The following is a 25729-nucleotide window of genomic DNA, read 5'->3' on the forward strand; positions in this document are numbered from 1 at the left end:
ATGTTTTCTTGGAACCCAGGTTTTACCCTAGGCTTTAATTTTGAAAGACACAAAGCCCGCACTAAAGTACGGGTTCCGAAAAAATTGCTTAACTTAATGGCATTGACCCTATAAAATACAAGAGGTTACAAACTATGTCAAACAGATTAGCAAACGAAGATTCTCCATACCTGCAGCAGCACAAAGACAATCCCGTAGACTGGTGGCCGTGGTGTGAGGAGGCTTTTGTTCAGGCTGAGGCCCAAAACAAAGCAATTTTCATCAGCATAGGCTACAGTTCCTGTCACTGGTGCCATGTAATGGAAGAAAAAGTATTTGAAGACAAAGAGTGTGCGGATATTTTAAATGAAAGTTTCATCTCTATAAAAGTAGACAGAGAAGAGCGTCCGGATATAGACAAATATTATCAGGAAGTATATATGCTTTTGAATCGTCGCGCCGGAGGATGGCCGACAAGTATATTTTGTACACCACAGAACAAACCCTTTTTTGCCGCCACTTACATACCGCCTGAATCAAATTCTGGCAGCATAGAAGGCATGGGTTTTAAAGAGATTACACAACTTATAGCAAGAAAAGTAAAAGAGGGGGATCCCAAACTCTTTGAAAATGCCAATGAGATAGAAGGCTTTTTGGGTCAAAAAGAGCATCCAAAAGAAGCGACTGTGTTAAAAGAGGAGTTTTATAAAAATTTTCTGCTCCAAGCCAAAAACAATTATGACGCACAAAACGGCGGTTTTTCAGATAAACCGAAATTTCCACGTGCTTCCACTCTTGATGCCCTGCTTGTTGTTGCAAGACTCTACAATGATGCCGATGCAAAAACAATGCTGACAAATACACTCAAAAACATGATAAAAGGCGGTATGTATGACCTTGTAGACGGAGGCTTTTGCCGTTACAGTGTAGATGAAAAATGGCTTGTGCCGCATTTTGAAAAGATGCTCTATGACAATGCCCTGCTCTGTGGTGTCTACACAAAAGCCTATTTGCTATATGAGGATAAAACATATTTGCATATTGCAAAAGAGACAGCAGACTTCTGGTACAACTTTATGAGTGAAGATGGACTTTTTTACAGTGCAAGTGATGCCGACAGTGAGGAGGGAGAGGGAAGCTACTTTGTTTATACCTATGATGAAGTTTATACGCTTCTTGTTCAAAATGGATATGAAAATGCAAAAGAGATGTGTGAAACGATGCATGTTACGCATCACGGAAATTTTGAAGGCAAAAATATCATTCGTTTTGAAGAAGAGATTCCTGCATGGTTCAGTAATGTAAAACCGCTTCTACAAAAAATTCGACAAAAAAGAGACTACCCTTTTACAGACAAAAAAGTACAGACATCATGGTCGGGTATGATGATAAATACTTTATTTTTGCTTGGAACTGTTGATAGCAAGTACAAAGAAAAAGCCATAAAAAGCCTTGATAAACTTCTTGAAACACTCTTTATTGATGGAAAACTGTATCATACGGCACTCATGCACAAAAAGCCAAAAGTCGAAGCTTTTTTAGAAGATTATGCATTTCTCTCACAGGCACTTCTCAGCGCTTTTAAATACACACAAAATGAAATGTATCTTATACATGCCCAACGGTTTGTCAACAAAGCACTGGAAGAGTTTTACGACAAAGGACTGTGGAACTTCAGTAGCGGCGAATTTGCTGTAAAAGCCGAAATAACCGATACAACATATACAAGTTCCGTCAGTATTATGATAGATGTTCTACAAACCCTCGGAACACTTCTTGAAGATGAAAAATATACCCATTTTGCCTTTAAAACAATGGAATACAACTCTTATGAACTCGGGCGTAAGCCAATTTACTACCCCTCTATGCTTATACAGGCTTTACGATATGTCAAAGGAGACAGAGTTATAAAAACAAGCGAACAAAACATTTACAGCTACGCGTACAAACTGGCAAAAATAAAATATCCGTTCACACTGTTAAAAAGAAGTGAAACAGATGATTTCATGATATGCGGAGAGAAAAGCTGTTTTGCAAATACACAGGATGTGGATAAGATTAATCAACTTGTTGAGCAATCTTTCTAAACTCTTTCCACTTTAGAAAAAAAGCTTCTTTAAGCTTTTTTTTCCTCTTTGTATTCTCTGCTTCAAGTTGTTTTATAAAGGTAAAAAGTTTTTTGTTTTTTTGGGATTGCAGAAAAACTTTGTGCAACTCTTTTGTTACATATATATCATGAAGTTTTCCTAAAATATCCTGTAGTTCTTTGAGTGTGTTTGTGAGAGTATCTTTCTTTTGCAGATAAGCGGAAAACAGGTCTGTGGCATATCGCAGTTTTTTTAATTTAATTCGTAATTTGTGCGCCTGTTCATCTTCCAAGACACTCCCTGTTGCGGAACCGTATAAAATTATTTCATTTGTATAGCTTTTTAAAAAATTTTCGGCAAAAGGAATAATGTTTTTTTCCAGGGCGGACAACTCCTTTTTTTTAAGCTTTTTTCGCCATTTTTTTGTTTGTATCCATCTTCTTAGTTCTCTTATAAGCTTTTTATATTTGTGAGACTTTAAATACTTTTGAATCTTTTTATACTCTTTTTCTCTGTAGTGGACAACAATTTTATAAAGCAGCGATTCTGTAGAAGACAATGTCTCTTTTTTCAAGTATGTTTCCATGTAAACATCAATATCACGGGCTCTGTTGCAATAAGAGGCCACGGTTGCAATTTTTATGTCAATTTTTTTTGTAATTTTTTTTGGTATTACGGATTGAAAAGTAAACAATACAGAGCGCATCCTTCTCAAAGAGACACGCATTTGATGCAGGGGTTCGGTCTCTTTTTTTGCAAGCACAGCTTTTTTGTATTTTTGTATTTTTTTAAAATCAATTTCCAAAAAATTTTTAAATGCTGATTCAATACTTACATCCATCTTTTCATACCTTCTTGTACCATTATAACATAGAACAAAATTTATGTTAAGGTGAAAGTGATTATAATAAATCAAAGGATAAAAAGATGGGACATGAAAGAACTATGCTCGAAGATGAGATAAAAGAAGGTACTGATTTAAAAGATATTGTACATGAAGACAGAAGAAAAAATAAAACAAAAGAGAAAGACACTGAGGACAAAAGAGGCAAAGACCCTCATAAGAAACGTGTTGCCGTCTGGGTAAAAGATGAAGTCCTGCGATATGAAAGTGAACTCAAAGATTTACAGATAGAACTCTTAAAAATGCAAAACCATGTCAAAGAAACAGGACAGAAGGTTTTAATGATTTTTGAAGGTCGTGATGCTGCGGGAAAAGGCGGGACTATCAAACGTATTACAGAACATCTCAATCCTCGTGGTGCAAGAGTAGTAGCCCTTGACAAGCCCAGTGACAAAGAGAGAACACAGTGGTATTTTCAAAGATATGTCCAACACCTGCCATCAGCCGGAGAGATAGTCCTTTTTGACAGAAGTTACTATAACCGTGCAGGTGTTGAGCCTGTTATGGGCTTTTGTACACAAGAGGAGCATAAAGAGTTTTTACATGAAGTTCCCGAATTTGAAAAGATGCTTGTCAATTCCAATATAAAAATTTTTAAATTCTATTTTTCTGTTTCAAAAGCCGAACAGAAAAGACGTTTTGAAAAGAGAAAAACAGACCCGCTCAAGCAGTACAAACTCTCACCGGTGGATGAAAAATCACAAGATTTATGGGACAAATACACCATAGCGAAATATTCTATGCTCTTAGCATCTCATACAGACTATGCACCCTGGACAATCATTCGTTCCGATAACAAGAAAAAAGCCCGTATAAATACCATCAAACATATATTAAACCATTTTGACTATCCGAAAAAAATTGACAAACAGAAACTCAAAGCAGATGCTGACATACGTATTTCTGCCAATGATGAAATCAGAATCATGGAAACAGAGATGACCTTAAAAAAAGACAATGCGTAGGCGTGTTACAAAAGGGTTGTATATTTTTAGCTATAATTTTCTTTTTCAATAAAGAGGGTTACTCATGCTAAAAGATTTAGGAAAATTTATTTTTATGATTGAGCTTGGCTTCAAATATATAAAAATTTTCAAACAAACCTATTTTCATCCGTTTATCACACAAAAATATGCCTATCAGGAACTCTCAAAAGCAAGACAGGAGTATTCAAACAAAGTTTTGGACTTTTTAAATATCAAAGTAAAACCTGTAGGCAAACTTCCAAACAAAGACAAAATTCTTTATGCAATCAACCACCGTTCTCTGCTTGATATTCTCGTGATGGAAAATATTTTTTCAAGATACAGCAAAAGTGGTGCCTGGATAGCAAAACAGGAACTTTTTGAAGACCCGATATATGGCAAATTTTTTCAATACAGCGGATGTATTCCTGTAGATTTGGAAAACAAAAAAGGACTCGTACGCTTTTTTAAGACCATCAAAAGAACACTTGCCAAAGTTGATGACTTAAATATTTACATCTTTCCTGAAGGTGAGAGATACAACGGAGAAGGCATTAAACAATTTCAAAGCGGTGCTTCAAAAATAGCCAAAGCAAACAACCTTGACATAGTTCCTGTATATATCAATGACAAACTTGAAAAGGTATTTAAAAATGCCCCTTACAATGAACCTTACACTGTTGAAGTCCATATAGGCGAAATCATCAACTATGAGAATTTGGAAGAAAAGTATCTTGAATTTTATAAATCAGTAAAAGAAAAAACAAAAGGAAACAAATGAAACTTGGTGTAAACATTGATCATGTAGCAGTTTTACGAGAAGCCAGGCAGGTAAATGACCCTGATATTTTGCAGGCACTTTACGTCGCCTGTGAAAGCGGTGCTGATCAGATTACTATACACTTACGAGAAGACAGAAGACATATTCAGGACAATGATGTTACAAATATTTTGCAGTTTTCGAAGGTGCCTGTTAATTTGGAATGTTCGATTAATAAAAAAATACTCGACATTGTCAGTAAGGTCAGGCCTCATCGTGCAACCTTGGTTCCTGAAAAAAGAGAAGAAGTTACCACAGAAGGCGGACTTGATGTTTTTGCCTATGAAAATGAAATATCCTATGCAATTGAGCAACTCCATGACGCCATCATTCCTGTTTCGCTGTTTGTTGACCCCTCTACAGATGCAGTAGAACAGTCAAAAAAGCTCGGAGCCGAGATGGTCGAACTTCACACCGGACTTTTTGCAAATCTTTTTGCGATGCTTCACTCCTCTTTGCCAAAATCAAATCACTCTGTAAAAGAACTTGAATTTCCAAGATATGAACTCAGTGACAGACTGGAAACTGCCCTCGAAGAGTTAAAACTCTCTGCAAGATATGCAAAAGAACTTGGTCTCGAAGTAGCAGCAGGCCATGGACTCAATTATCATAATGTAGATGAAATCATGCAGATTCAGGAGATTACAGAGTTGAACATCGGACAAAGCATTATCGCCCGCAGTGTTTTTACCGGATTACGTGAAGCGATACAAGAGATGAAAAGAGTTACAAGGCGATGAATAAACCAACAATAGCCGTAAGTGTCGGTGATGTAAACGGTGTCGGACTGGAGATAGCACTCAAAGCACATGAAGAGATTGCTAAAATATGCCATCCGGTTTACTGCATCAATAAAAATATCTTGCAAAAAGCCTCTGCACTGTTACATGTAAGCATCCCTGATGATTTCACACTTTATGAAGTTGCGGGAGATTTTGCTCTGCAGCCGGGAAAAGTAGCTGCCAAGAGCGGTTTGTACGCCTATGATTCTTTTATGGCTGCCGTGCGTTTGTGTGAAGAAAAAAAAGCCAAAGCCGTTGTAACCTTACCGATACATAAAGAAGCCTGGATGCAGGCAGGACTTGAGTATAAAGGACATACAGACCTCTTACGCAAACACTTTGGCAAAGAAGCCATTATGATGCTAGGATGCCATAAAATGTATGTGGCACTTTTTACAGAACACATTCCACTCAAAGATGTTGCAAAAAGTATAAAATACAAAAAACTCAAACAGTTCTTTTTGGATATGCACAATACAATTCCAAAAGCCCCTGTAGCCGTGCTCGGTCTTAATCCGCATGCTGGAGACAACGGTGTTTTGGGGCATGAAGAGCTTATAATCACGAAGGCAATAAAAAGTGCCAACAAAAAAATAGGCTTTGAACAGTTTGTCGGTCCAATGGTGCCTGATGTGGCCTTTGCACCCTACTGCCGCAACAACTACAACTATTTTGCAGCAATGTATCACGACCAGGGACTTGCTCCGCTCAAAGCACTCTATTTTGACGAAAGTGTTAATATTTCACTTAACCTGCCCATCATACGCACATCAGTCGATCATGGAACTGCTTTTGACATCGCCTACAAAAATAAAGCAAAAACACTGAGTTATATCAATGCTGTACAGGCAGCATTGGATTTCATTAAATCTGAAGAATCAATTCCTTTAATAAGTTAAAAAAACTGATATTTTTTCCGAATCCGGGTTTTAACCTTGGATGTAGTCTTTTAATACCAAAAGCCCGCACTGAAGTACGGGTTCCAAACAACACTCTCTTCCCGAAATCGCTGTTTCAGACCTGAAAAATACCAAAAATGTTTTTAAAGCCTTTTCCAAACAGCACTCTCTTCCCGGAATCGGTACTTCAGTGCCGACTGTTGCTGCTTTTTGTCACTCCTGTTCCAGTTTGAAAGATAAATTCCATAAATTTTTTTAAATGATAATTATTTTCCTTTAAGATTAGTTCTGTTATACTACACCTATAAATATTTAGAAGGAAGACAAAATGAAAAAAATCGCAGCACTAGCATTAACAGCCGCTTCGTTAATGGCATCATCATTGGTTCAAGATGCAAAAAACGCAGGCCTTATGCCAATTCCGAGTTCACAAACTGAACTTTTAAAACTGATAGACAATCCGAAAAATCCTATCACAAAAGCAAAAGTAAAACTCGGTGAAAAGCTTTATATGGATCCGCGTCTTTCACGCAGTGGTCTTATTTCATGTAACACATGCCATAATTTAATGGAAGGTGGAGATGACGGCGTAGGTCCTTCAACAGGACATATGTGGAGACACAATCCGCATCACTTAAATGCACCGACAGTTTACAATGCAGTGTTCTTCGGTTCTCAGTTTTGGGACGGACGGGCAAAAGATTTGGAAGAGCAGGCACAGGGACCGGCACTTGCCCATCCTGAAATGGCAGCAACAAAAGGACATATAGAAGAAGTAGTCAAATCTATGCCGGAATATGTAAAAGCATTTAAAAAAGCATACGGTGACAATGTAAAAATCACTTTTGAAAAAATTACGGACACTATTGCAAATTTTGAACGTACACTTGTAACACCGGCACCGTTTGATGCATTTATGAATGGTTACAAAGAAGCAATGACACCAAAGCAAAAAGAGGGTCTGAAAACTTTCATTCAAGTTGGTTGTGCATCTTGTCATAACGGTGTAGCACTTGGCGGTGAAATGAATGTATTGAATGTGGCAGCAACATACAAATACATGAATACAGGTGACTTTAAAGGTGACAAAAACGGCATGGTAAAAGTACCGACACTCAGAAACATTACTGAGACTGCACCTTACTTTCACAATGGTATGATTTGGAACTTAAAAGATGCTATCAAAGAGATGGGGCGTATTCAACTTGGAATGAAAATTACGGACAAACAGGCTGAGTCTATTGAAGCATTCTTAGGTTCATTAACAGGGAAAAAACCGCATATGATGATGCCTATGCTTCCTGCTTCAACAGATAAAACTCCTAAACCGAACTTAAACTAGTTTTATAGCAACATAATGTTGCTATAAAATATCTTCTTCACAGATATATCTGATTATCTCTTTTTTCAATTGCTTAAATTCAGAATTTTCCACATTTTCAAGAGTATACAGTAATCTGTCCAGTGATCTGTTTTTTCCCAAATAAGGTACAACTTTTTTCAAAAATTTCTCTTTATCTCCAATACTCTGCAACTCTTTTTTGATCCTTTTTTCTTTGTCCGTTCTTGTAGTATTTTTCAGTACCTGATACATGTAAACTAAAAACAGTGCTGCAAATACTCCCGACAAAAAATAAACTGCTTTTTCCATCATAGTTGTCCTTTCCTTCTTTTTTGTTGTATCTTCAAACACAGCATCTTCCACATGTATCGCAAAAGCCTGTGTTGTTATCTCTTTTACTCTTTGCTCCTTGATGTCAAAATATTCTAAAGAAACAGAGGGAATCGTAAAGTTTTTATCCGAAACAATTTCAAAACTTTTTTGATAAATTTCTTCCTCTCCCTGGTGCAGTTTTTTTGTACTTTTTTCGTATACGGTTGCACCTGCTATACTTATGTTTATATCATCAAAATTATTGATATTACCCTCGCCCCGCAGAGAGAGTGTGAATTGTACCGGCTGATTTTTTTGGACATATTTGACATTCACACTTGCATGAAGCTCATAAGAACCCATAACAGTAAGATTATTTGGAATTTTTTTCACTTCCAGGTTCAGAGCATTAGAATAAATATTTCGTTTTGCATATTTTGGGATTGAGAGTTCTATTGTAGCTTTTATGGGATTTAAAACAAAAGTCCCGCTTTTTTGGGCTATGATTTCATAGCGAAGCTCTTCGACCCATTCGCCTTTATCGTTTTTATACTCTTTGTCACTGATTTCCTGCAATGCAAAATCATTAAAACGGGGGGTCTCAACACTATAGTCTTCTACATCATCTTTACAGACAAGCCTTACATGTAACAGAAACTTTTCTCCTGCCATCGGCGTTATATTGCTGATGTTCATACTGAGTTGATAATCCGGTGAATGTGTTTGTGTGCGTTTTTTCACCTTTACATGTAAAGGCTGTGTCTTTTCAACCTTGCCGTCAACTTTGATACTAAAAGCAGGTAATGTAACATCTTCGGTCGGTGCCAAAGAGTAAATTTTAGTCACTTTGTCTGCTTTTTTCGCATGAATCAGCGTTGCCTCATGGAAAGTTCTTACATTTTGCACGATATACCCGTCTATATACTCTATCATTGGAAATGTAACATGAAAACCTTTTGCAACCACGCGAAACTCCAAAGTTTCTGTTTTGACAATCTCTTTGGGTGCAGTTGTTTGTACCCATGCATACAGTTCCAAAGGAATACAAAAGAGTAAAAAAATTATACTACCAAGGTTTTTTACTGTCACTGCTGCTCCTTTTTGTCCGGATTTTTTGCAAGAAAACAGGAGTTTTTTGTTTTTGTATTATTTTTATCCATTTTTCTTCCTCTGACAAAACCAGTTTTTGCAGTTTTATCTTGTATTTTGAACTGACTTTATAATCATTATTCATTTGTTCAAGCCTGTTTTTAAAACATACTTTTGCCGTGCCTCTGCTGAAAATCTTTTTGAGTTTTTTTCTTTTTTTAAGCTCCTGTGTAATTATCTGTAAATTCTTTTTTGTCTCATCAAAAACATGCAGTTGCAAAGAATGCTCAAACTGAGACTTTGCCAGTTCCAGTTTCCCTCTTTGTACATAACAGTTGCCGATATTGTGATAAATTTTTGCATTGAACAGTTTATCTTTGCCGAGTGCTTTTTTATAATACTTTATTGCCTGTAAATATTCATGTTCTTTATACAAAGCATTGGCAATATTATAATTAACTGCGCTTGTAGGCTTGAGCTTTTTGTAACATTCTACCGCTTGCTCATACTGCTTTTTTGCATAAAAAGACTTTGCTTTTTGCAGAGTTATAAAATCGAAAACACCCGCATTTACAGGAGTATTTAAAAAAGTCAGCTGCATCAGAGCAAACAACACTGTCAGTTTAACTGTATGCTTTTTTTTCAAGTTCAGTATAAAAACAAAATAGAGAATCAACAGTGCAAGCCCCAAAGGATACATAAACAGTTCCTGATACTGTTTCATATCATATGCATCAGCAGATATCTTTTGCGAACTCTTTTGTATGGCATTGAGAATTTTTTCTATGTCACCCTCTCCCCATTGATACTTTGTATAATACCCATGACTCTTTTGCACCATATTGTTCAAGGCATTATTTTTCCTGGATGCAAAATCAATGACATACAGCCTTAGATGATTTTTTCTAATATATGCAGTTTCATCCACTCTTGTGACATCTTCACCACCGTCACTCAGTAAAATTATATTTTTTGTTTTTTCTGTATGCAGCATTTTTTCACTTGCCTCAAATACACCAAAGAGATTGGTGTTTGGCTCAAATTTTTGCTTTATCTGAGCGTTTTTAAGCATATAAGCAAGAGCCTGTGTATCTTCACTGAGAGGATAAAGCATATAGCTGTTTTTAGCGAACAACAGTACCCCTGCATGTAAATGCTCTGCTTTTTCGATGAGTTTTACAAGTTTTTCTTTGGCTAAAGTGAAACGGCTCGGATAAATATCTGATGAATTCATAGATTCTGAGACATCAAGTGCAATAACAGCCGAGCTGCTCATCTGTTTGATCACCGTATTTTGTTTCAGATATACAGGACGGGCAAGTGCGACTATCATCAAAGATATGACAAGTAAAAAATATCTGTAGCGCATGGAAGCTTGTATTAACTGAGGATGTAATGTGAGTTGTCTGATCACTGCCTGAGAAAAAACAGTTTCGAGAATATTGTTGCTCTTTTTAAAAGAGAAAAGAAAGAGTAATGCAGGAACAACCAAGAGGTACAGCACATAATCATATAAAAAGAACATTTACAACACCCCTCTCGTTTTTACATGTGCTACAAGCAAGATTGCGCATAACAACGAAAACAGAAGAAAATAAAAATATATATGCTCTTCTACATCTAAAGTATTGTACTCGAGTTCACTTTTTTGCAGCCTATCAATGCGTTTGTAGACTTTAAGTAAATCTTTTTTATTTTGCACTTCAAAGTTTTGTGCACCGTTTTTACTGGCAATAACCTTCATCATGTTGCTGTAACTTTTGTCTATGGTTATCGTATAAATTTTTATGCTGTATTTTTTTGCCAGTTTCAGTGCAAATGCAAGCGGAATTTTACTTGCAGAGTCTTCTCCGTCGCTCAACAGTATAATGATTTTTGACTTGCTTTTTGAATTTTTCAAAAGCGTTACAGAGGAGACGAGAGCATCAATCAAAGCTGTGCTTTTACCAATAACCCCCACTTCAATCTTGCCCACGATATTTTTTTGCGCCTCTTTGTCAAAACTCAGAGGAGAGGCTATAGCGGCTGTTGTACCAAAAATGACCAAACCTATTCTGTCTCTCTTTCTCATATCTATAAAACTTTTCACGACCTCTTTTACCACATCCAGTCTGCTTTGTTTGTAATTTTTTTCATTAAAACCATAAGTACTCATAGAACCGCTGGTATCAAGTGCCAGCACAATATCAACTGCATTGCTCCTGACTGCTTTTATTTTTTTCACTACAACAGGATCGCTCAATGCAACAGTCATACATGTAATCATAGCCCATTTTATAATTTCTCTTGCATAGTGTTTCTTCTTAACATGCGAGAGCAGTTGCAAAAAATGAGGCATATAGAAAGATTCTTTTTCCTGATTGAATAACAAAGTGCTCAAAACAAACAAAGGAAGCAGCAGCAAAAAAAAGGGATATGTAAAATGAAAGGAATTAAGCATAGAATTCTCTTAGCGTATCTAAAAAATTCTCTATTTCATGAGAGAGCTTTTGCGGTATCTGTAGAGATTTTTGTTGGTATTTATAGAGAAAAAGCTGTGAAATTATATGCTCAAGCTCTTTTTTCTGCTCTTGTGTTTTTGCCAGTTTTCTTCCGTAATAGGTAAAAAGGTAAGCACTTTGTTTGACATTATAAAAATTTGAATGCAGCAGTATTTTCAAATAGCATGTTTCGTCTGTTTTATTTTTTTGCACTCTTTTTTTATAAAAATAAAAGAGTGCAAAAAACAGTATAAAAAAAAGCAGTATAAAAAACACTAACAGATACAAAGAGTTGTCCGGTACTGTTACAGGAGCAAAAATATCATTTATTTCATTCATGTTTTCTCCATAAGACCGATAATTTTTTCAGCCGGATCTTCATCTGTGTAAATTTTCACAAAACGGACTCCTGCTGTTTTCAGTTTTTTATACAGCATCTCATCATTTTGTACTATTTTTTTTCTATAGGAATGGAGCGTTTTTTTGTTAAGGCTTATCTCTGCACTCATACCCAAAGCCGGGTCGGTAATATGCAACTCCCCAAGTTCTGCAGGATTTTCTTCAAAACGGTCACGGACAATAATAAGTACAAGCTCATGTTTCAGACTCAATGCCATCAAATTTAAATCATGCGTATCAAAAAAATCTCCGATTAAAAACAGCATGCTCTTTCTTTGAATTTGTCTGTAAAGAGCCTGTGTACTATACGAATAATCCAAAGTTTTTCCAAGAATATCAAAACTCTCAACCTTTTCTGCCAGTCTTCGCACAGCAAAGAGCTGTTTGGTCTTTTGCGTACACAAAAAGAGTGTATCACTGCAGATATAGCTCTCAAAGGGATTGTTTTGCTTGACACAGCTGTAACTGAGTAATGCACAAATCTGAGTCAGTAAATCTTTTTTCAGTATTTTCGTTCCAAAATGAAGCGAACCGCATAAAAACGGAACAATCACTACGTTGAGTTCTTTTTGCTGATGAAAAACTTTCACATAGGGTTTTGTAGTTTTTGCACTTATAATCCAGTCAATATGCCTTATATCATCTCCGCTTTCATACTCTCTGAGTTCTTGGAAATCATATCCCTCGCCTCTTTTTTTTGAAATATTTTCCCCTGCAATTTTACTAAAGACTTCTCTTTGTGTTTTGATAAGGATTAGTGCAAGTTTTTTATTGGACTCCAAAAGTGTTTTCAGCATGCTGTTACGGTATTTCTATAGATTCTAGGATTGTTTGAATAATATCATCACTGCTTAACCCCTCTGCAATGGCGTCATAACTTAAAATGATACGGTGTCGCAATACATCTTTGATGCTCAGAGCAATATCTATAGGAGAGACAAAATCATTCCCTCTTAAATAGGCTCTTGCTTTGACGGCTTTGAGCATATTTATCGTTGCACGCGGACTTGCTCCAAAAGCTATATATCGTTCCAACGCTTCAAGACCGTATTTTTTCGGATCTCTTGTTGCAAAGATCAGTCTTACTATATAGGTACTCAACTCCTCTTCGATATAAACAGCCTTTACCTCTTCTTTCATCTCTTCGAGTTCACTGGCCAAAAGAACCGGTTCAATGGTTTCAAAAGTCTCATTTGCAGCTTTTTGTGCTATTAAATACTCTTCATCTTCTGTGTTATAACCGACAATTACTTTAAACATAAAGCGGTCTAACTGCGCTTCGGGCAAAGTATACGCGCCCTCCTGCTCAATCGGATTTTGTGTTGCAAGCACCAAAAACGGAGGTTCGATTTTAAAACTTTCATCACCAATTGTAACCTGTCTCTCTTGCATGACTTCCAAGAGTGCCGATTGTACTTTTGCAGGCGCTCTGTTTATTTCATCTGCCAAAAGCAAATTTGTAAAAACCGGACCGTGTTTAATTTTAAACTCTCCGGATTTGACATCATAAATCTCTGCTCCGATAATGTCTGACGGCAGTAAATCAGGAGTAAACTGCACACGTTTAAAATCCAGGCTCAATGCTTTTGACAAGGCATTGACAGCCGTTGTTTTTGCAAGACCGGGAACCCCTTCAAGCAATATATGTCCGTTTGTAATAAGTCCGATAAGCAGAGCATCAATCATATTTTCATGACCGATGACCCCTTTTGCTATTTCTTGTTTTAATAATTTTATCTTGTTTTTCATATATAAAGTGTAGTATTAGTTTGTAAAAGATATGTAAAATATATCTACAAAGGAGTTTTATTATGGACACAGATGAATTTTACCTCACAAACGAAGAAAAAAAAGCACTCAAAGAGATAGCAAAAGCAGCGCTTTATGAAGCTGTTATACATAACCGAAAAATTGCCCTCGATGAAGAGAAAGTACCTCCAAAATTCAAACTGCACCTCGGTGCTTTTGTCACACTTAAAGAAAACGGCAGACTCAGAGGCTGTATAGGACGATTTGAACCGGATGAGCCTCTTTATCAAGTCATTATAGATATGGCAATTTCCGCTTCACGGTATGACACCCGTTTTACCCCTGTCACAAAAGAAGAACTTGACAATATAGAGATTGAAATTTCAGTGCTTACACCGAGAAAAAAAGTCAATTCTGTTGATGATGTCATTGTCGGCAAACATGGAATATATATTGAATACGGCAATAAAAACGGTACCTATTTACCGCAAGTTGCAACAGATATGGGATGGGACAAAGAGCAGTTTGTCAGAAGCTGCTGCATTGAAAAAGCGGGAATTGCACCCGAGCATTGCAAGGATGCAACGCTGTATGTATATGAAGCGATAGTCTTTTAAGACTTCCTTCATCCTCTTTGGGACCTATTTTATTTCAAGCAGTCTTGAAAAATACTCTTGCGGATGTTTACACACAGGACATTTTTTCGGTGGTTTTTTTCCATAATGAACATGCCCGCACACTTCACATATCCATGCTTCTTCTTCATCACTTTCAAACTCATGTCCGGAAGTTAGACGTTCTAAAAGCATTTTATACATTTTCTCATGCTCAATTTCCACTTTGCCAATAGCCGTAAATAGTGCAGCTGCTTCTTTATCACCCTCTTCTTTGGCAATTTTTGCAAAATCAGGATACATATCAGAATTTTCATAATGCTCACCATTAATGGCATCTTGAAGATTTTCCATTGTCTTGCCAAAGCTCTCTTCACTGTTGTTTTTGAGCCTGTTATGCAGGGCAAATTCTAATTTTGCATGCTCTTTTTCATTGTTTGCCGCTCTTTGGAAATGGGCAGCTATATCTCGGTAACCTTCTTTTTGTGCTACTTTTGCATAAAATTCGTATTTGTTTCGGGCTTGAGATTCTCCGGCAAACGCTTTCATAAGATTGACTAAAGTAAGATTTTGCGTAATCATCTCCATTGCCACGCCACAACAATGCAGTTCTCCTCCTCCGACTGCCTGTATTTCTACAATATTTCCACATTTGTTACATCTATACGTTTCATACTTTCTCATAGCAACACCTTTATATTGAAATTTTCCATCATTATTGCACATAGAAACTTAAGGACAGCTCTCAAAACCCTGATAAATAAAAAACAGACTCTCCATTCAGAACAATATTATTATATTTTCAGTACAATAAATATATTTTTTAATTTTTACAAGGATTTTGACACCATGAGTTTTTTAAAAGAGTACGATGAAGAAGTTTATAACTTGTGCGAAAAAGAGTTAGAGAGACAGACTAACCATCTGGAAATGATAGCAAGTGAAAACTTCACACTTCCGGCAGTAATGGAAGCTATGGGTTCGGTTTTTACAAACAAATATGCTGAAGGGTATCCGGCAAAACGCTACTATGGCGGATGTGAATATGCTGACAGCGTAGAACAGCTGGCTATAGACAGAGCATGTAAACTTTTTGGGTGCAAATATGCAAATGTACAGCCACATTCAGGATCACAGGCGAACGGAGCTGTTTATGCGGCACTCTTAAAAGCAGGTGACAAACTTTTAGGTATGGACCTGAGCCATGGCGGACACTTGACACATGGTTCCAAACCAAGTTTTTCAGGGAAAAACTACTCCAGTTTCACCTATGGTGTTGAACTTGACGGACGTATTAACTATGACAGAGTTTTAGATATCGCTAAAATTGTACAGCCTAAAATCATCGTATGCGGGGCTTCTGCATATGCCCGTGAAATTGATTTTAAGAAATTTCGTGAAATTGCCGATGAAGTCGGTGCAATTCTTTTTGCAGATATCGCACACATTGCAGGTTTGGTAGCCGCAGGTGAGCATCCTAGTCCATTCCCTCATGCACATGTAGTTACAACAACTACACACAAAACACTTGCAGGACCTCGCGGCGGTATGATAATGACAGATGATGAGGATATAGCAAAGAAGATAAACTCTGCTATTTTCCCGGCTCTTCAAGGCGGACCGCTTGTACATGTAATCGCTGCAAAAGCAGTTGGTTTTAAACACAATCTTACACCAGAGTGGAAAGATTATGCGAAACAGGTAAAGAAAAATGCTTCTGTATTGGCTGATGTACTTATGAAACGCGGCTATGATGTCGTAAGCGGCGGAACAGACAATCACTTAGTGCTTGTCAGTTTTGTAGGCAAAGAGATCTCCGGAAAAGATGCTGATGCAGCTCTGGGAAATGCAGGGATCACTGTCAATAAAAACACTGTTCCCGGAGAGACACGAAGTCCTTTCGTAACATCAGGTATTCGTATCGGTTCACCGGCACTTACATCTCGCGGTATGAAAGAAAAAGAGTTTGAACTCATCGCAAATAAAATGGCAGATGTTTTGGATGATATCAACAATACTGAACTTCAGGCAAAAATAAAAGAAGAACTCAAAGAACTTGCACAAAATTTTGTAATATACAACCAACCAACATATTAAGGTTCCCACATGACTGCCATGGATTTAAAACTTATAAAAATGGTAAGTGACCACTACTGGATCAAAAGAGATACGGTAGTGAACAAAATCACTTTTAAAGGGCGTACTTTTTACAATAAATTTGAAAAAGTCAATGCGCCTTTAAACCAGTCTGTGATTAACAAACATATAAAAGGTGAAATAACTGTAGCTCATTCGATTGTGGACAAAAAAGGGATTGTTGAAAATATAGTTATTGATTATAACGGCAGAGATCCTGAAAGATTTTATCACAAAGCACAGCTTCTTTTGCGAGAAGAAGGTTTTATTAACTTTACAGCCTATGAAACAAAGACCAAAGGGCATTTGCATCTCTATATTCACAAAGGGCATACTACACTGCAAGAAGCGATACAGCTTGGCAAAATGATCAGTATGAAACTGGCTGCAAAACAGCCAAAGCAGTGGAGAATGTTTCCGACAAATGATTTGCCTGATGAATACAACATTTTGACACTTCCTTATGAAGTCTATGCAAAAGAGAGAGGCGCTTCGTGGTCGAAGCATATGTGATTTTGTTCTTTAGGTTATTTTTGGTATCATAGAACAAATAAAAGATTGAGGGTATAATAGTATGAATGATAAGAATGAACTAAGTGATATTGTCCTGAATAAAAACGGCTCTTCCAGCTCAAATAAAAAAATAATTCTCGCTGTTGCAACATTGGGAATTATTCTCATAGTAGTTGTAATGCTTATGAATTCACTTAATTCCAAGGGGACAGACAATTTGCCTCAAGCTATACTGCCGCCGGAACCTCAAGCCAAAACTCTTGCACAGGAAACACCTGAAGAACCTCTTTTTGAAGAAGTGGATGTCATACAGGAAAATAATTCTGTTGATGAAGATTTAGATAAAATCGCACAAAAACTCAAACAAGAAAGTAAACAAGAACATAAAACAGTTGCTGCACCACAGAAAAAAGTAGTGACTCAAACCAAAAAAGTGACACAAAAACCTCAGATAAAACAGAAACCTCATGGAACATCAAAGGTAAAGTATTATATACAGGTGGGGTCTTTTTCAAAATATGAACCAAATAAAAAATTCCTAAAATCTATTACGAATTTAGGCTATAAATATAGATATCATAAAGTTACAGTCAATTCAAAAACACTTAACAAAGTATTGATTGGACCATTTAAAACACAAAAAGAAGCAAATAATGCTAAACGTGTTATTCGTGCCAAAATTGAGCCGGGTGCATTTTTAGTAAAATTATAATTTTACAAGGGTAATCTTGATATATTCTAAACAATTTACACAAGATCAGCTGGCACCTATTGCCGTTTATTCAAAACTAAAAGAGTTTTTCAAAGAGGAGGTCTCCTACCTTTTTGAAAGTGCCGGACAAAGTGAGGGGAACTACAGTTTTATCTGTATAGGTGCGAGAGAACGCTTACAGTTTATAGACGACAAAACAGTCTATACAGACAAAAACGGTACAAAACATATTAAAAAAGAAAATCCTTTTTCCTTTTTAAAAGAGTATTATAAAAATATAGATACAGACGAATATAAAAATGCCACAAAAAAACTAAATGTCGGTTATGTGGATGGATTTATCGGCTATATCGGTTATGATATGGTAAAAGTCTTTGAGCCAAAACTTCGATCATTCATGGACAACCTCAAAGACGAATTGAACACTCCGGACTTAGACCTGATTTTACCAAAACTTGTCCTTGTCTATTCCCATAAAAATCATCAGATTACACTTATTTCGACACTCAAAGAGTACAGTGAAAAATTTCAAGCCATTGAAAATGATTTAAAAGGCACATATACTTACAAACACAGAGTCTTCAACATTGGAGAGGACAAAGGAAGCTTTGCCCATACAAAAGAAAAATTCTTTGCCATGATAGACAAATCAAAGGAGATGATTAAAAGCGGTGATGTTTTTCAAATTTTGATGACAAATCGTTTCACCAGACATATAAAAGTGCACCCTTTTAGTTTTTATCGTATTCTTCGTACAAAAAATCCCTCCCCTTATATGTTTTTAATGGAGTATGAAGATTTCAGTATCGTCGGCTCATCGCCTGAAGTTATGGTGAGACTCACAGATACACAATTGCTTCTTCGCCCAATTGCCGGTACAAGAAAACGCGGAACTACAAAACAAAAAGACAAAGAACTTGAAAAAGAACTGCTCGCAGACCCAAAAGAGTTGGCTGAACATTTAATGCTTATAGATCTTGGCAGAAACGATGTCGGCCGGGTTGCCAAAACCGGTACAGTCAAAGTGGAAGATATTATGCATATAGAGCGTTTTTCACATGTTATGCATATTGTTTCTGATGTGGTAGCAACACTCGATGATGACAAAGATATGTTTGATCTGTTTATGGCAACATTTACAGCAGGTACTATGACCGGTGCTCCAAAAATTCGTGCTATGGAACTTATAGCCGAATATGAAGGCTTAAAACGCGGTTTTTACAGCGGCAGTGTCGGATACTTCGGGTTTGACGGAAATATGGACAGTGCAATTGCCATACGAACAGCCCTTGTAAAAGAAGACAAGGTAGTTCTTCAGGCAGGTGCGGGCATAGTCGCAGACAGTATAAAAGAACTGGAGTATCTTGAAGTAAACAATAAACTGGGTGCGCTCATTCACTCACTTGAAGATTTAGATAAAAAAGACTAAAAGAGATACAATGCATAAACTTTTCTCCATCTTTGGAAATCCTGTTTCACACTCCCGCAGTCCTCTGATGCACAACAGCGTTTTCAAAAATCTTAATTACAATGCCTGCTATACACGCACGCTTCTCAAAGATGGCAACAAACTCAAAGAAACCTTTTTTTCTCTGGGCCTGAGCGGTGCCAATGTCACAGTACCACACAAAGAGAGCGCCTATGCTGCCTGTGATGAAGTTCGGGGCTTTGCAAAAAAAATCGGAGTTGTCAATACACTTATAAATGAAAACGGAAAACTTATCGGCTACAATACAGATGCTGATGGCTTTATGTATGCCATAAATGAGTTTAAAAATATACAAAATATTTTGGTACTTGGTGCAGGCGGCACAGCAAAAGCTCTTGTGCAAAAATTTTTAGAAGAAGGTTTACATGTAAGCATACTCAACAGAAGCAAGGCACGCCTTACATACTTTGAAAAACTTGACTGTGAATGTTATACATGGGAAAATTTTCAGCCCAGTCAGTATGACTTGGTTATAAATACAACAAGTGCCGGTCTCAAAGATGAAAATCTGCCTGCACCAAAAGAGATGATTGAAGCTGCTTTGCAAAATACCCGCTATGTTGCAGATGCCATATATGGCAGAATTACTCCCTTTTTACAACTTGCCAAGGAAAAAGGTCTTACATGTAAAGACGGTGCAGACATGCTTTTGGGACAGGGAGTTTTGGCAAATGAACTTTTTTGCAACTTTGAACTTGACAAAGAAGCCATAAAAAAAGAGATGCAAAAAAGTTTTCTTTACTAACGAGAAAAGCTAAAACCTATAGAAAGTTTTGTGATATCTTTGTTGTAATCTATTAAAGACTCTACATATCCACTAAAAAGTTTTATATACAGATATGATTTGTCTTTTCGTAAAGGGTAAGAATAGGTCGCTTCAACCGCTCCTCTCATACTGTCTATATTCCCTCGTGCCATCAGACTAAACATATGTTTATTATAAAAATAGGTAAATTTTACCTTTGTATACCCTAAATATTTCATTAAATCAGGATTATCACTTAAATTTGCACTTCCCGGGAAAGGTACCAAAAGTGTTAAGTCTGTAATAAGCGTACTATGTTGCAATCGCAATGTTGTATAAAAATAATTTATACTTTTAGAGAGATTAAAACCATTAAATTCTGGTATATACTCTGTATTCGGCTGTCCGTTTGATTTATGTGCAATAGCAAATTTTAATGATCGCATTTGAAATATTGAGCTTTTGTCACTAATGGGAAAAACAACAAATCCTTCAGGGTTATATAAGTTTTCTCTAAAAGGAGAAGATGTAACATATATCTGCCAAAAAGCCTGTTGCGTATATGCCAAAGAGTATTTTTCCCCTAAACCAAAAATATTTTTAAAAACTTGCAATTGCAAGCTCACTTGGATTTCAGCTTCAAACTTATCATATGGCACAATATCGAGTTTATGATTTATATACTTCTTATTTGCAGCACCAAAAGGTAAAAGGTAATTTGCTTTATAGGGACGAAGACCAAAAGAGTTATCAAGCCATTTTTGCATATTCTCTTTTGAAGTATCATTTGCAATATTTTCAATATTTATTTTACTTTTTGTTGCATCAGAGATTTGTTCTGCCTGGAGCACCGTTACTATTAAAATCACATATAAAAATAATCTCATCTACACCCTTACTCTATCTTCTAACGCTCTCGTTAATGAAAGCAAATCTATATTTTCCAAACTGACTCCTGTCGGGACACCCTGTGCTATTTTAGAAAAATTCAAATCATATATACCAAGTTTGTCTTCTATATACAGAATGACGGCATCATTTGCTATTGAGGGCGTAAGCGCAAACAACACTTCTCTTATTCCATTTTGTACAATAGTTTCCAGATGTGTCATACTTAACTCTTCGAGTGATTCCAAAACAAAATATTTTCCGTCAAACAGGCCATTTTCTTCCAAAAGCAAAATATCTTTAGCATTTTCAACTATGCACAATAAAGATGTGTCGCGTGTCTCGTCACAGCAGATATGACACAGTTCATCTTCGCTCATGCCACCACACTCTTTGCATTTTTTCAGACTCCCCAGGGCATCTTCAATAGCATGTGCTATTTTCATCCCTGCAAATGTATCGTTCATAATCATATGATACGCCAGTCTTGTCGCCGACTTTTTCCCAATACTTGGCAATTCACCGAGTGCATCAACAAGCCTGTTAAATTTTTCCAAGGAACTGTTCATTCATTCACTTCTTTTTTATTTGGCATAAATAGCCATAACTGCAATGGTGATTGTAGTTTTCCGGCAATTTTCAATGCATCTTCTCCATTGCCTAAAAACAGATCTGCCCGTACAGGACCTTTGACAGCTCCACCCGTATCTTGGGCAAAAACGATATTATTAAATTTTTCTTTTCCGAAATTTGATGACAAGTATAGCATATTTCCCAACGAAATATATTTTTTATCAACTGCAATAGAACTTTTCTCTCGAAGTTGTAACCCTAATGCACCTGTTGCACCTTTGTCTCTTTTTGTAAAAAAGACAAAAGAGGGATTGTAATCAAGTATTTCATCGATCTGAGAGGGATGTTCCTCCAACCATTTACGGATACTCTGCAAAGAGATGTTTTGCAAAGAAATTTCTCCTTTTTGCACCAAATACTTTCCTATTGATTTATATTTATAGCCATTTTGGTTTTCATATCCTATATACATCGTCGAATTATCATCCAGAATCACCTTTCCTGAACCCTGTACCTGTAGAAAAAATCTGTCTATTTTAGAATCACAGTAGCAAATGACCGAAGCATTTAAATCATGAAGCTTTGCTTCTTTGCGGCTGTAATAAGGAACCAGTCTGTTATTTTGTATCTTTCCTCGAAGCCTGTAGTTTTTGAGTTCGGGATATATAGAACTCAGATCGACAACAACCAGATCCTTCGGTGTTGCATAAATCGGATATTTGTAGGTATCGCTTTTATGAAAAGAACCGTGTATCCGTGCTTCATAGTACCCGGTTAACAAGCCCTCTTTATTTCCACTTGTATCAGCTATTGAGTAAGGGGTGAAGTTATTAAGCAAAAACTGTTTTGCATCTGTTACATGTAAGGCTTTTTGACATAAATTTTTATAGATTTTTTGTCCCTGTGTACTTTTACAGTTATTTGTAAAATTATTTAAGAATTCATCATAATTTTGTTCTTGAAATCCGGGAAGTTTTGAAAAAGATGTTTTGGTAAAATTTACATTTTTTATTTTGCTTGGCTGTGGCGACTGTGTATGTTTGTTGCACCCTAAAAAAAGTGTCATCATCAGGAAAAAAAGAGTTGTTTGTTTCATAAACAGTATTATATCATCTAATTATTTTTTTTTAAACTACAAAATGGGTATAATTTCAAAAAAATATTTAAATAGGATTTTATTATAATGGAACACTTAAGCTATTATGAGATTTTAGAAGTATCACAAAATGCAGATAAGGCAACTATCAAAAAAGCTTACCGAACTTTGGCAAAAAAATATCATCCGGATAAAAACTCTGGGGATAAAGAGGCAGAACACAAATTTAAGCTTATTAATGAAGCCTATCAGTGTTTGAGCAATGACCAGCAACGCAGTATTTATGACCGTTATGGCAAGGAAGGTCTCCAGGGAATGGGTGGCGGCAGTCGATCTTCTTCAAGTTTTGATGATTTGGGGTCTATGTTCGAAGAGATGTTCAGCGGATTTGGCGGCGGACGCACAAGACGCCAAAATCCTGCCGATATGGACAAATATCCGCTTGACATGAATGTCGATATTGTTATTGACTTTAACGAGGCTGTATTTGGCTGTGAAAAAGAGATAAAATACACCTATAAAAAAGCCTGTGAATCATGTAAAGGTACAGGAGCAAAAGACGGCAAACTCTCAACATGTCCGCAGTGTAAAGGACAGGGGCAAATCTATATGAAACAGGGCTTTATGACCTTTTCTCAAACCTGTCCGGTATGTAACGGAACAGGTACCTCAGCAACAGACAAATGTAGAAAATGCCATGGCAAGGGGTATGAAGAGGTAAAAGAGACTATTACCATCTCTGTGCCAAAAGGTATTGACAGCGGGAACCGCTTACGCGTTTCAGGAAAAGGAAATATCGGCAAAAAAGGAAACCGTGGCGATCTTTATGTAACATTTGAAGTCAAACCTGACAAACATTTTATAAGAGATGACAATGATGTATATATTGAAATTCCGGTATTTTTCACGCAAGCTGTTAAAGGAGACACCCTGACAATACCTTCTTTAACAGGCGAACTTGAACTAAAACTTGACATCGGAACAAAAGACAAACAACGGTATGTCTTTAGAGGTGAAGGGATAGAAGATGTCCATGGACACGGAAAAGGTGATTTAATCGCTGTGATCAACATCCAGTATCCTAAAAAACTGACTGATGAACAAAAAGAGCTTTTAGACAAAATTCAAGACTCTTTTGGCATAGAATCAAAACCTCATGAAGGTATTTTGGATTCAGTGATAGACAAAATGAAAAACTGGTTTAAGTAACCCTTATGAATAAAACACGCCTTAAAAATCAACTCTCATCACTGGCTCTTTCCATGTTTAGAAAAGATTTTTTTGGCATATATCACGGTTCAATATCTTCCAAAACAGACAAAAGCCGCTTTATCATCAACACAAAAGAGGCTATATTTGACAACATCAATGAAGAGAGTCTTATAGAGTTGTCTTTCAAACAGGACTACAGATGGAAACAGGCAAGTATAGACGCCAATATTCACCAAGGAATCTATTCGCATATTTCAGAAGCAAAATTTATATGCTTCAGTATGCCACAATTCACTACAGCCTATTCACTTGAACATAACATTATCATTCCAAAAGATTATTTTGGATATACAGAGATAGGCTTGGTGGAAATAATCGATCCCAAACAATTTGAAGACTGGTATGAAAGAGCACAAAGTGAAATTATTTTGTATTTTCAAACAAAAAAGACAAATCTGATGGTGATTCGCGGATATGGGGTCTATGCATACAGCAGAGATATTCATGAAATGGCAAAAAAACTTGCCATTTTGGAAAAAAGCTGTCGCTTACTCATGTTAGGTGATTCGTGTAACTCTCTTTGTGATTATGACTAAAGCCCTGTTATGGCTTCATATGCCACATCCATCATAGTATCTATCTCTTCCTTAGTTATCACATAAGGCGGCATAAAATAGACTATGTGTCCAAGCGGACGCAGCAAAACACCATGTTCAAGCCCATATTCATATACTTTTAGCCCTATTCTCTCTTTAGCATCATAGCCTTTGAGTTCCACAACACCAACCATCCCTGTCTGTCTGATTTGTTCTACATTCGGCAATTCTAAAAACCTTTGGAGTTTTTGTGACATATAGTCTGCAAGCTCTCTGTTCTTTTCAATAATATTTTGATTTTCAAAAATATCAAGTGTTGCATTTGCAGCGGCACAGGCTAAGGCATTCCCTGTATAGGAATGAGAATGCAAAAAAGCTTTATGCTCATTATAGTCACAGTAAAATTTTGCATATATGTTATTGGAAGTCAGAACCACAGAAAGCGGTAAATATCCGCCGGTCAAGCCTTTTGAAAGAATCAGGAAATCAGGGGATATTCCTGCTTTTTCACAGGCAAAAAGTTCTCCTGTTCTTCCAAAACCGACCATTACCTCATCGGCTATAAGATGAATATCATATTTTGTACATATTTCCCGAACAAGTACCAGATACTTTGCATGATACATATGCATATAGCCTGCACCCTGTATAAGAGGTTCTAATATCAAGGCACTGATTTGTGATGCTTTTTCCTGACACAGTTCTTCAAACTTCTGCGCTGCTTCTACAGCTGCCGTCTCACTCATATCAACAGGGACAGGTGTTTGAATTGTTTTGATCAAAAGAGGCTCATAGGTCTCTTTGTAAAGTTTCACATCTCCGACACTCAAAGCACCTATGGTTTCTCCATGGTATGAATTGCTTAAAGAAACAAAAAGAGACTTTTTCTTTCCGTCGTTATAATGAGCATGATAACTCATCTTCAAGGCAAGCTCAACAGCAGATGAACCGTTATCTGAGTAAAAACACTTATCCAGGTTAGCCGGTGTTAGTTTTACAAGACGCTCAGAGAGCCTTATAACCGGTTCATGCGTAAAACCTGCCAATATAACATGTTCCAAAGTATCAAGCTGTTCTTTTATTTTTGAATTAATATATTCATTCGTATGTCCAAACATATTTACCCACCAGGAGCTGATAGCATCTATATACCTGTTTCCCTCAAAATCTTCCAGATAAATACCGTGTGCTTTTTTAATCGGAATAAGCGGCAGCGTTTCGTGGTCTTTCATTTGTGTACACGGATGCCAAAGGACATCCAGATCTCTGTTTTTCAATTCATTGTTTTTCATGGGCAAATTATACCTTTTATTTTCTCTCTTTATCAAGTTTTAATACGAATTTACAT

At 36.6% G+C, this 25729-nt stretch carries 26 protein-coding genes; 14 read left to right on the forward strand and 12 right to left on the reverse strand.

Annotated elements, in window-relative coordinates:
* The first annotated feature begins 134 nt into the window (after positions 1-134).
* Positions 135-2066 carry a thioredoxin domain-containing protein gene (locus tag MNY28_RS03025; RefSeq protein WP_346388860.1) on the forward strand — a complete coding sequence of 644 codons (1932 nt, stop codon included), beginning with the start codon at positions 135-137 and terminating at the stop codon, positions 2064-2066.
* Here MNY28_RS03025 and MNY28_RS03030 read toward each other — a convergent pair.
* Positions 2038-2907 (reverse strand): CHAD domain-containing protein, encoded by an 870-nt coding sequence (locus MNY28_RS03030; protein ID WP_346388861.1) that lies wholly within the window; start codon positions 2905-2907, stop codon positions 2038-2040. The two genes, MNY28_RS03025 and MNY28_RS03030, sit on opposite strands and share 29 nt — an antisense overlap.
* A gap of 104 nt (positions 2908-3011) precedes the next feature.
* On the opposite strand from MNY28_RS03030, the gene ppk2 reads away from it, so the two are divergent.
* From ppk2 to MNY28_RS03055, 5 genes are all read left to right on the forward strand, one after another.
* Positions 3012-3935, forward strand: coding sequence for a polyphosphate kinase 2 (ppk2, locus tag MNY28_RS03035; protein WP_151901504.1), 924 nt, complete (start codon positions 3012-3014; stop codon positions 3933-3935).
* A 64-nt stretch (positions 3936-3999) separates the two neighbouring features.
* On the forward strand, positions 4000-4716 hold the full coding sequence (locus MNY28_RS03040) for a lysophospholipid acyltransferase family protein (protein WP_346388862.1): 717 nt from the start codon (positions 4000-4002) through the stop codon (positions 4714-4716).
* Positions 4713-5495, forward strand: coding sequence for a pyridoxine 5'-phosphate synthase (locus tag MNY28_RS03045; protein ID WP_346388863.1), 783 nt, complete (start codon positions 4713-4715; stop codon positions 5493-5495). Before MNY28_RS03040 ends, MNY28_RS03045 begins: the two co-directional genes overlap by 4 nt.
* A complete protein-coding gene (gene pdxA / locus MNY28_RS03050; RefSeq protein ID WP_346388864.1) occupies positions 5492-6436 on the forward strand; it encodes a 4-hydroxythreonine-4-phosphate dehydrogenase in 945 nt (314 codons plus the stop codon). Before MNY28_RS03045 ends, pdxA begins: the two co-directional genes overlap by 4 nt.
* Before the next feature lie 328 nt (positions 6437-6764).
* Positions 6765-7778 carry a cytochrome-c peroxidase gene (locus MNY28_RS03055; protein WP_346388865.1) on the forward strand — a complete coding sequence of 338 codons (1014 nt, stop codon included), beginning with the start codon at positions 6765-6767 and terminating at the stop codon, positions 7776-7778.
* Positions 7779-7799: 21 nt separating this feature from the next.
* On the opposite strand, the gene MNY28_RS03060 is transcribed toward MNY28_RS03055, so the two are convergent.
* The 6 genes from MNY28_RS03060 to MNY28_RS03085 form a co-directional block, all read right to left on the reverse strand.
* Complete coding sequence (locus MNY28_RS03060) at positions 7800-9179, reverse strand: BatD family protein (protein ID WP_346388866.1); 1380 nt, start codon at positions 9177-9179, stop codon at positions 7800-7802.
* The gene (locus MNY28_RS03065) at positions 9157-10704 is read right to left on the reverse strand and encodes a VWA domain-containing protein (protein ID WP_346388867.1); all 1548 of its coding nucleotides are present in this window, start codon (positions 10702-10704) and stop codon (positions 9157-9159) included. Before MNY28_RS03065 ends, MNY28_RS03060 begins: the two co-directional genes overlap by 23 nt.
* Complete coding sequence (locus tag MNY28_RS03070; protein WP_346388868.1) at positions 10705-11517, reverse strand: VWA domain-containing protein; 813 nt, start codon at positions 11515-11517, stop codon at positions 10705-10707.
* A 94-nt stretch (positions 11518-11611) separates the two neighbouring features.
* Complete coding sequence (locus MNY28_RS03075) at positions 11612-11998, reverse strand: hypothetical protein (RefSeq protein WP_151900124.1); 387 nt, start codon at positions 11996-11998, stop codon at positions 11612-11614.
* Entirely contained in the window at positions 11995-12855 is an 861-nt protein-coding gene (locus tag MNY28_RS03080) for a DUF58 domain-containing protein (protein WP_346388869.1), read from the reverse strand. The genes MNY28_RS03075 and MNY28_RS03080 overlap by 4 nt, the downstream gene beginning before the upstream one ends.
* Before the next feature lie 4 nt (positions 12856-12859).
* Positions 12860-13807 carry a MoxR family ATPase gene (locus tag MNY28_RS03085; RefSeq protein WP_151900122.1) on the reverse strand — a complete coding sequence of 316 codons (948 nt, stop codon included), beginning with the start codon at positions 13805-13807 and terminating at the stop codon, positions 12860-12862.
* A 62-nt stretch (positions 13808-13869) separates the two neighbouring features.
* Here MNY28_RS03085 and amrA point away from each other — a divergent pair, with 62 nt between their 5' ends.
* On the forward strand, positions 13870-14424 hold the full coding sequence (gene amrA / locus MNY28_RS03090) for an AmmeMemoRadiSam system protein A (protein ID WP_346388870.1): 555 nt from the start codon (positions 13870-13872) through the stop codon (positions 14422-14424).
* Positions 14425-14448: 24 nt separating this feature from the next.
* On the opposite strand, the gene rbr is transcribed toward amrA, so the two are convergent.
* Positions 14449-15105 (reverse strand): rubrerythrin, encoded by a 657-nt coding sequence (gene rbr / locus MNY28_RS03095; protein ID WP_151900120.1) that lies wholly within the window; start codon positions 15103-15105, stop codon positions 14449-14451.
* A gap of 165 nt (positions 15106-15270) precedes the next feature.
* Here rbr and MNY28_RS03100 point away from each other — a divergent pair, with 165 nt between their 5' ends.
* The 5 genes from MNY28_RS03100 (at position 15271) to MNY28_RS03120 (ending at position 20016) form a co-directional block, all read left to right on the forward strand.
* On the forward strand, positions 15271-16518 hold the full coding sequence (locus MNY28_RS03100; protein ID WP_151900119.1) for a serine hydroxymethyltransferase: 1248 nt from the start codon (positions 15271-15273) through the stop codon (positions 16516-16518).
* Between the two features lie 9 nt (positions 16519-16527).
* The gene (locus tag MNY28_RS03105; RefSeq protein ID WP_151900118.1) at positions 16528-17070 is read left to right on the forward strand and encodes a DUF1882 domain-containing protein; all 543 of its coding nucleotides are present in this window, start codon (positions 16528-16530) and stop codon (positions 17068-17070) included.
* A 61-nt stretch (positions 17071-17131) separates the two neighbouring features.
* Complete coding sequence (locus MNY28_RS03110) at positions 17132-17782, forward strand: SPOR domain-containing protein (protein ID WP_346388871.1); 651 nt, start codon at positions 17132-17134, stop codon at positions 17780-17782.
* Positions 17783-17798: 16 nt separating this feature from the next.
* Positions 17799-19211 carry a chorismate-binding protein gene (locus MNY28_RS03115; RefSeq protein ID WP_151900116.1) on the forward strand — a complete coding sequence of 471 codons (1413 nt, stop codon included), beginning with the start codon at positions 17799-17801 and terminating at the stop codon, positions 19209-19211.
* Positions 19212-19221: 10 nt separating this feature from the next.
* Positions 19222-20016 (forward strand): shikimate dehydrogenase, encoded by a 795-nt coding sequence (locus tag MNY28_RS03120; RefSeq protein WP_151900115.1) that lies wholly within the window; start codon positions 19222-19224, stop codon positions 20014-20016.
* Here MNY28_RS03120 and MNY28_RS03125 read toward each other — a convergent pair.
* From MNY28_RS03125 to MNY28_RS03135, 3 genes are read right to left on the reverse strand one after another with little or no spacing between them, the layout of a single operon-like run.
* A complete protein-coding gene (locus tag MNY28_RS03125; protein WP_346388872.1) occupies positions 20013-20903 on the reverse strand; it encodes a phospholipase A in 891 nt (296 codons plus the stop codon). The genes MNY28_RS03120 and MNY28_RS03125 overlap by 4 nt on opposite strands.
* Complete coding sequence (gene recR, locus MNY28_RS03130) at positions 20904-21473, reverse strand: recombination mediator RecR (RefSeq protein WP_151900113.1); 570 nt, start codon at positions 21471-21473, stop codon at positions 20904-20906.
* Entirely contained in the window at positions 21470-22573 is a 1104-nt protein-coding gene (locus MNY28_RS03135) for a murein transglycosylase A (RefSeq protein ID WP_346388873.1), read from the reverse strand. Before MNY28_RS03135 ends, recR begins: the two co-directional genes overlap by 4 nt.
* Positions 22574-22660: 87 nt before the next feature.
* On the opposite strand from MNY28_RS03135, the gene dnaJ reads away from it, so the two are divergent.
* The gene (gene dnaJ, locus MNY28_RS03140) at positions 22661-23782 is read left to right on the forward strand and encodes a molecular chaperone DnaJ (protein ID WP_151900112.1); all 1122 of its coding nucleotides are present in this window, start codon (positions 22661-22663) and stop codon (positions 23780-23782) included.
* Between the two features lie 5 nt (positions 23783-23787).
* On the forward strand, positions 23788-24381 hold the full coding sequence (locus MNY28_RS03145) for a class II aldolase and adducin N-terminal domain-containing protein (RefSeq protein WP_151900111.1): 594 nt from the start codon (positions 23788-23790) through the stop codon (positions 24379-24381).
* On the opposite strand, the gene MNY28_RS03150 is transcribed toward MNY28_RS03145, so the two are convergent.
* Positions 24378-25673 (reverse strand): adenosylmethionine--8-amino-7-oxononanoate transaminase, encoded by a 1296-nt coding sequence (locus tag MNY28_RS03150; protein WP_346388874.1) that lies wholly within the window; start codon positions 25671-25673, stop codon positions 24378-24380. The two genes, MNY28_RS03145 and MNY28_RS03150, sit on opposite strands and share 4 nt — an antisense overlap.
* Between the last annotated feature and the right edge of the window lie 56 nt (positions 25674-25729).

Source organism: Sulfurimonas sp. NWX367, from assembly GCF_039667065.1.
GTDB classification, from domain to species: Bacteria; Campylobacterota; Campylobacteria; order Campylobacterales; family Sulfurimonadaceae; genus Sulfurimonas; species Sulfurimonas hydrogeniphila.

Excerpts from the sequence above, each read along its gene's own strand:
- MNY28_RS03025 (WP_346388860.1), top strand. The coding sequence starts at position 135 with ATGTCAAACAGATTAGCAAACGAAGATTCTCCATACCTGCAGCAGCAC.
- MNY28_RS03030 (WP_346388861.1), bottom strand. The coding sequence starts at position 2,907 with ATGGATGTAAGTATTGAATCAGCATTTAAAAATTTTTTGGAAATTGAT.
- ppk2 (WP_151901504.1), top strand. The coding sequence starts at position 3,012 with ATGCTCGAAGATGAGATAAAAGAAGGTACTGATTTAAAAGATATTGTA.
- MNY28_RS03040 (WP_346388862.1), top strand. The coding sequence starts at position 4,000 with ATGCTAAAAGATTTAGGAAAATTTATTTTTATGATTGAGCTTGGCTTC.
- MNY28_RS03045 (WP_346388863.1), top strand. The coding sequence starts at position 4,713 with ATGAAACTTGGTGTAAACATTGATCATGTAGCAGTTTTACGAGAAGCC.
- pdxA (WP_346388864.1), top strand. The coding sequence starts at position 5,492 with ATGAATAAACCAACAATAGCCGTAAGTGTCGGTGATGTAAACGGTGTC.
- MNY28_RS03055 (WP_346388865.1), top strand. The coding sequence starts at position 6,765 with ATGAAAAAAATCGCAGCACTAGCATTAACAGCCGCTTCGTTAATGGCA.
- MNY28_RS03065 (WP_346388867.1), bottom strand. The coding sequence starts at position 10,704 with ATGTTCTTTTTATATGATTATGTGCTGTACCTCTTGGTTGTTCCTGCA.
- MNY28_RS03070 (WP_346388868.1), bottom strand. The coding sequence starts at position 11,517 with ATGCCTCATTTTTTGCAACTGCTCTCGCATGTTAAGAAGAAACACTAT.
- MNY28_RS03075 (WP_151900124.1), bottom strand. The coding sequence starts at position 11,998 with ATGAATGAAATAAATGATATTTTTGCTCCTGTAACAGTACCGGACAAC.
- MNY28_RS03080 (WP_346388869.1), bottom strand. The coding sequence starts at position 12,855 with ATGCTGAAAACACTTTTGGAGTCCAATAAAAAACTTGCACTAATCCTT.
- MNY28_RS03085 (WP_151900122.1), bottom strand. The coding sequence starts at position 13,807 with ATGAAAAACAAGATAAAATTATTAAAACAAGAAATAGCAAAAGGGGTC.
- amrA (WP_346388870.1), top strand. The coding sequence starts at position 13,870 with ATGGACACAGATGAATTTTACCTCACAAACGAAGAAAAAAAAGCACTC.
- rbr (WP_151900120.1), bottom strand. The coding sequence starts at position 15,105 with ATGAGAAAGTATGAAACGTATAGATGTAACAAATGTGGAAATATTGTA.
- MNY28_RS03100 (WP_151900119.1), top strand. The coding sequence starts at position 15,271 with ATGAGTTTTTTAAAAGAGTACGATGAAGAAGTTTATAACTTGTGCGAA.
- MNY28_RS03105 (WP_151900118.1), top strand. The coding sequence starts at position 16,528 with ATGACTGCCATGGATTTAAAACTTATAAAAATGGTAAGTGACCACTAC.
- MNY28_RS03110 (WP_346388871.1), top strand. The coding sequence starts at position 17,132 with ATGAATGATAAGAATGAACTAAGTGATATTGTCCTGAATAAAAACGGC.
- MNY28_RS03120 (WP_151900115.1), top strand. The coding sequence starts at position 19,222 with ATGCATAAACTTTTCTCCATCTTTGGAAATCCTGTTTCACACTCCCGC.
- MNY28_RS03125 (WP_346388872.1), bottom strand. The coding sequence starts at position 20,903 with ATGAGATTATTTTTATATGTGATTTTAATAGTAACGGTGCTCCAGGCA.
- recR (WP_151900113.1), bottom strand. The coding sequence starts at position 21,473 with ATGAACAGTTCCTTGGAAAAATTTAACAGGCTTGTTGATGCACTCGGT.
- MNY28_RS03135 (WP_346388873.1), bottom strand. The coding sequence starts at position 22,573 with ATGAAACAAACAACTCTTTTTTTCCTGATGATGACACTTTTTTTAGGG.
- dnaJ (WP_151900112.1), top strand. The coding sequence starts at position 22,661 with ATGGAACACTTAAGCTATTATGAGATTTTAGAAGTATCACAAAATGCA.
- MNY28_RS03145 (WP_151900111.1), top strand. The coding sequence starts at position 23,788 with ATGAATAAAACACGCCTTAAAAATCAACTCTCATCACTGGCTCTTTCC.
- MNY28_RS03150 (WP_346388874.1), bottom strand. The coding sequence starts at position 25,673 with ATGAAAAACAATGAATTGAAAAACAGAGATCTGGATGTCCTTTGGCAT.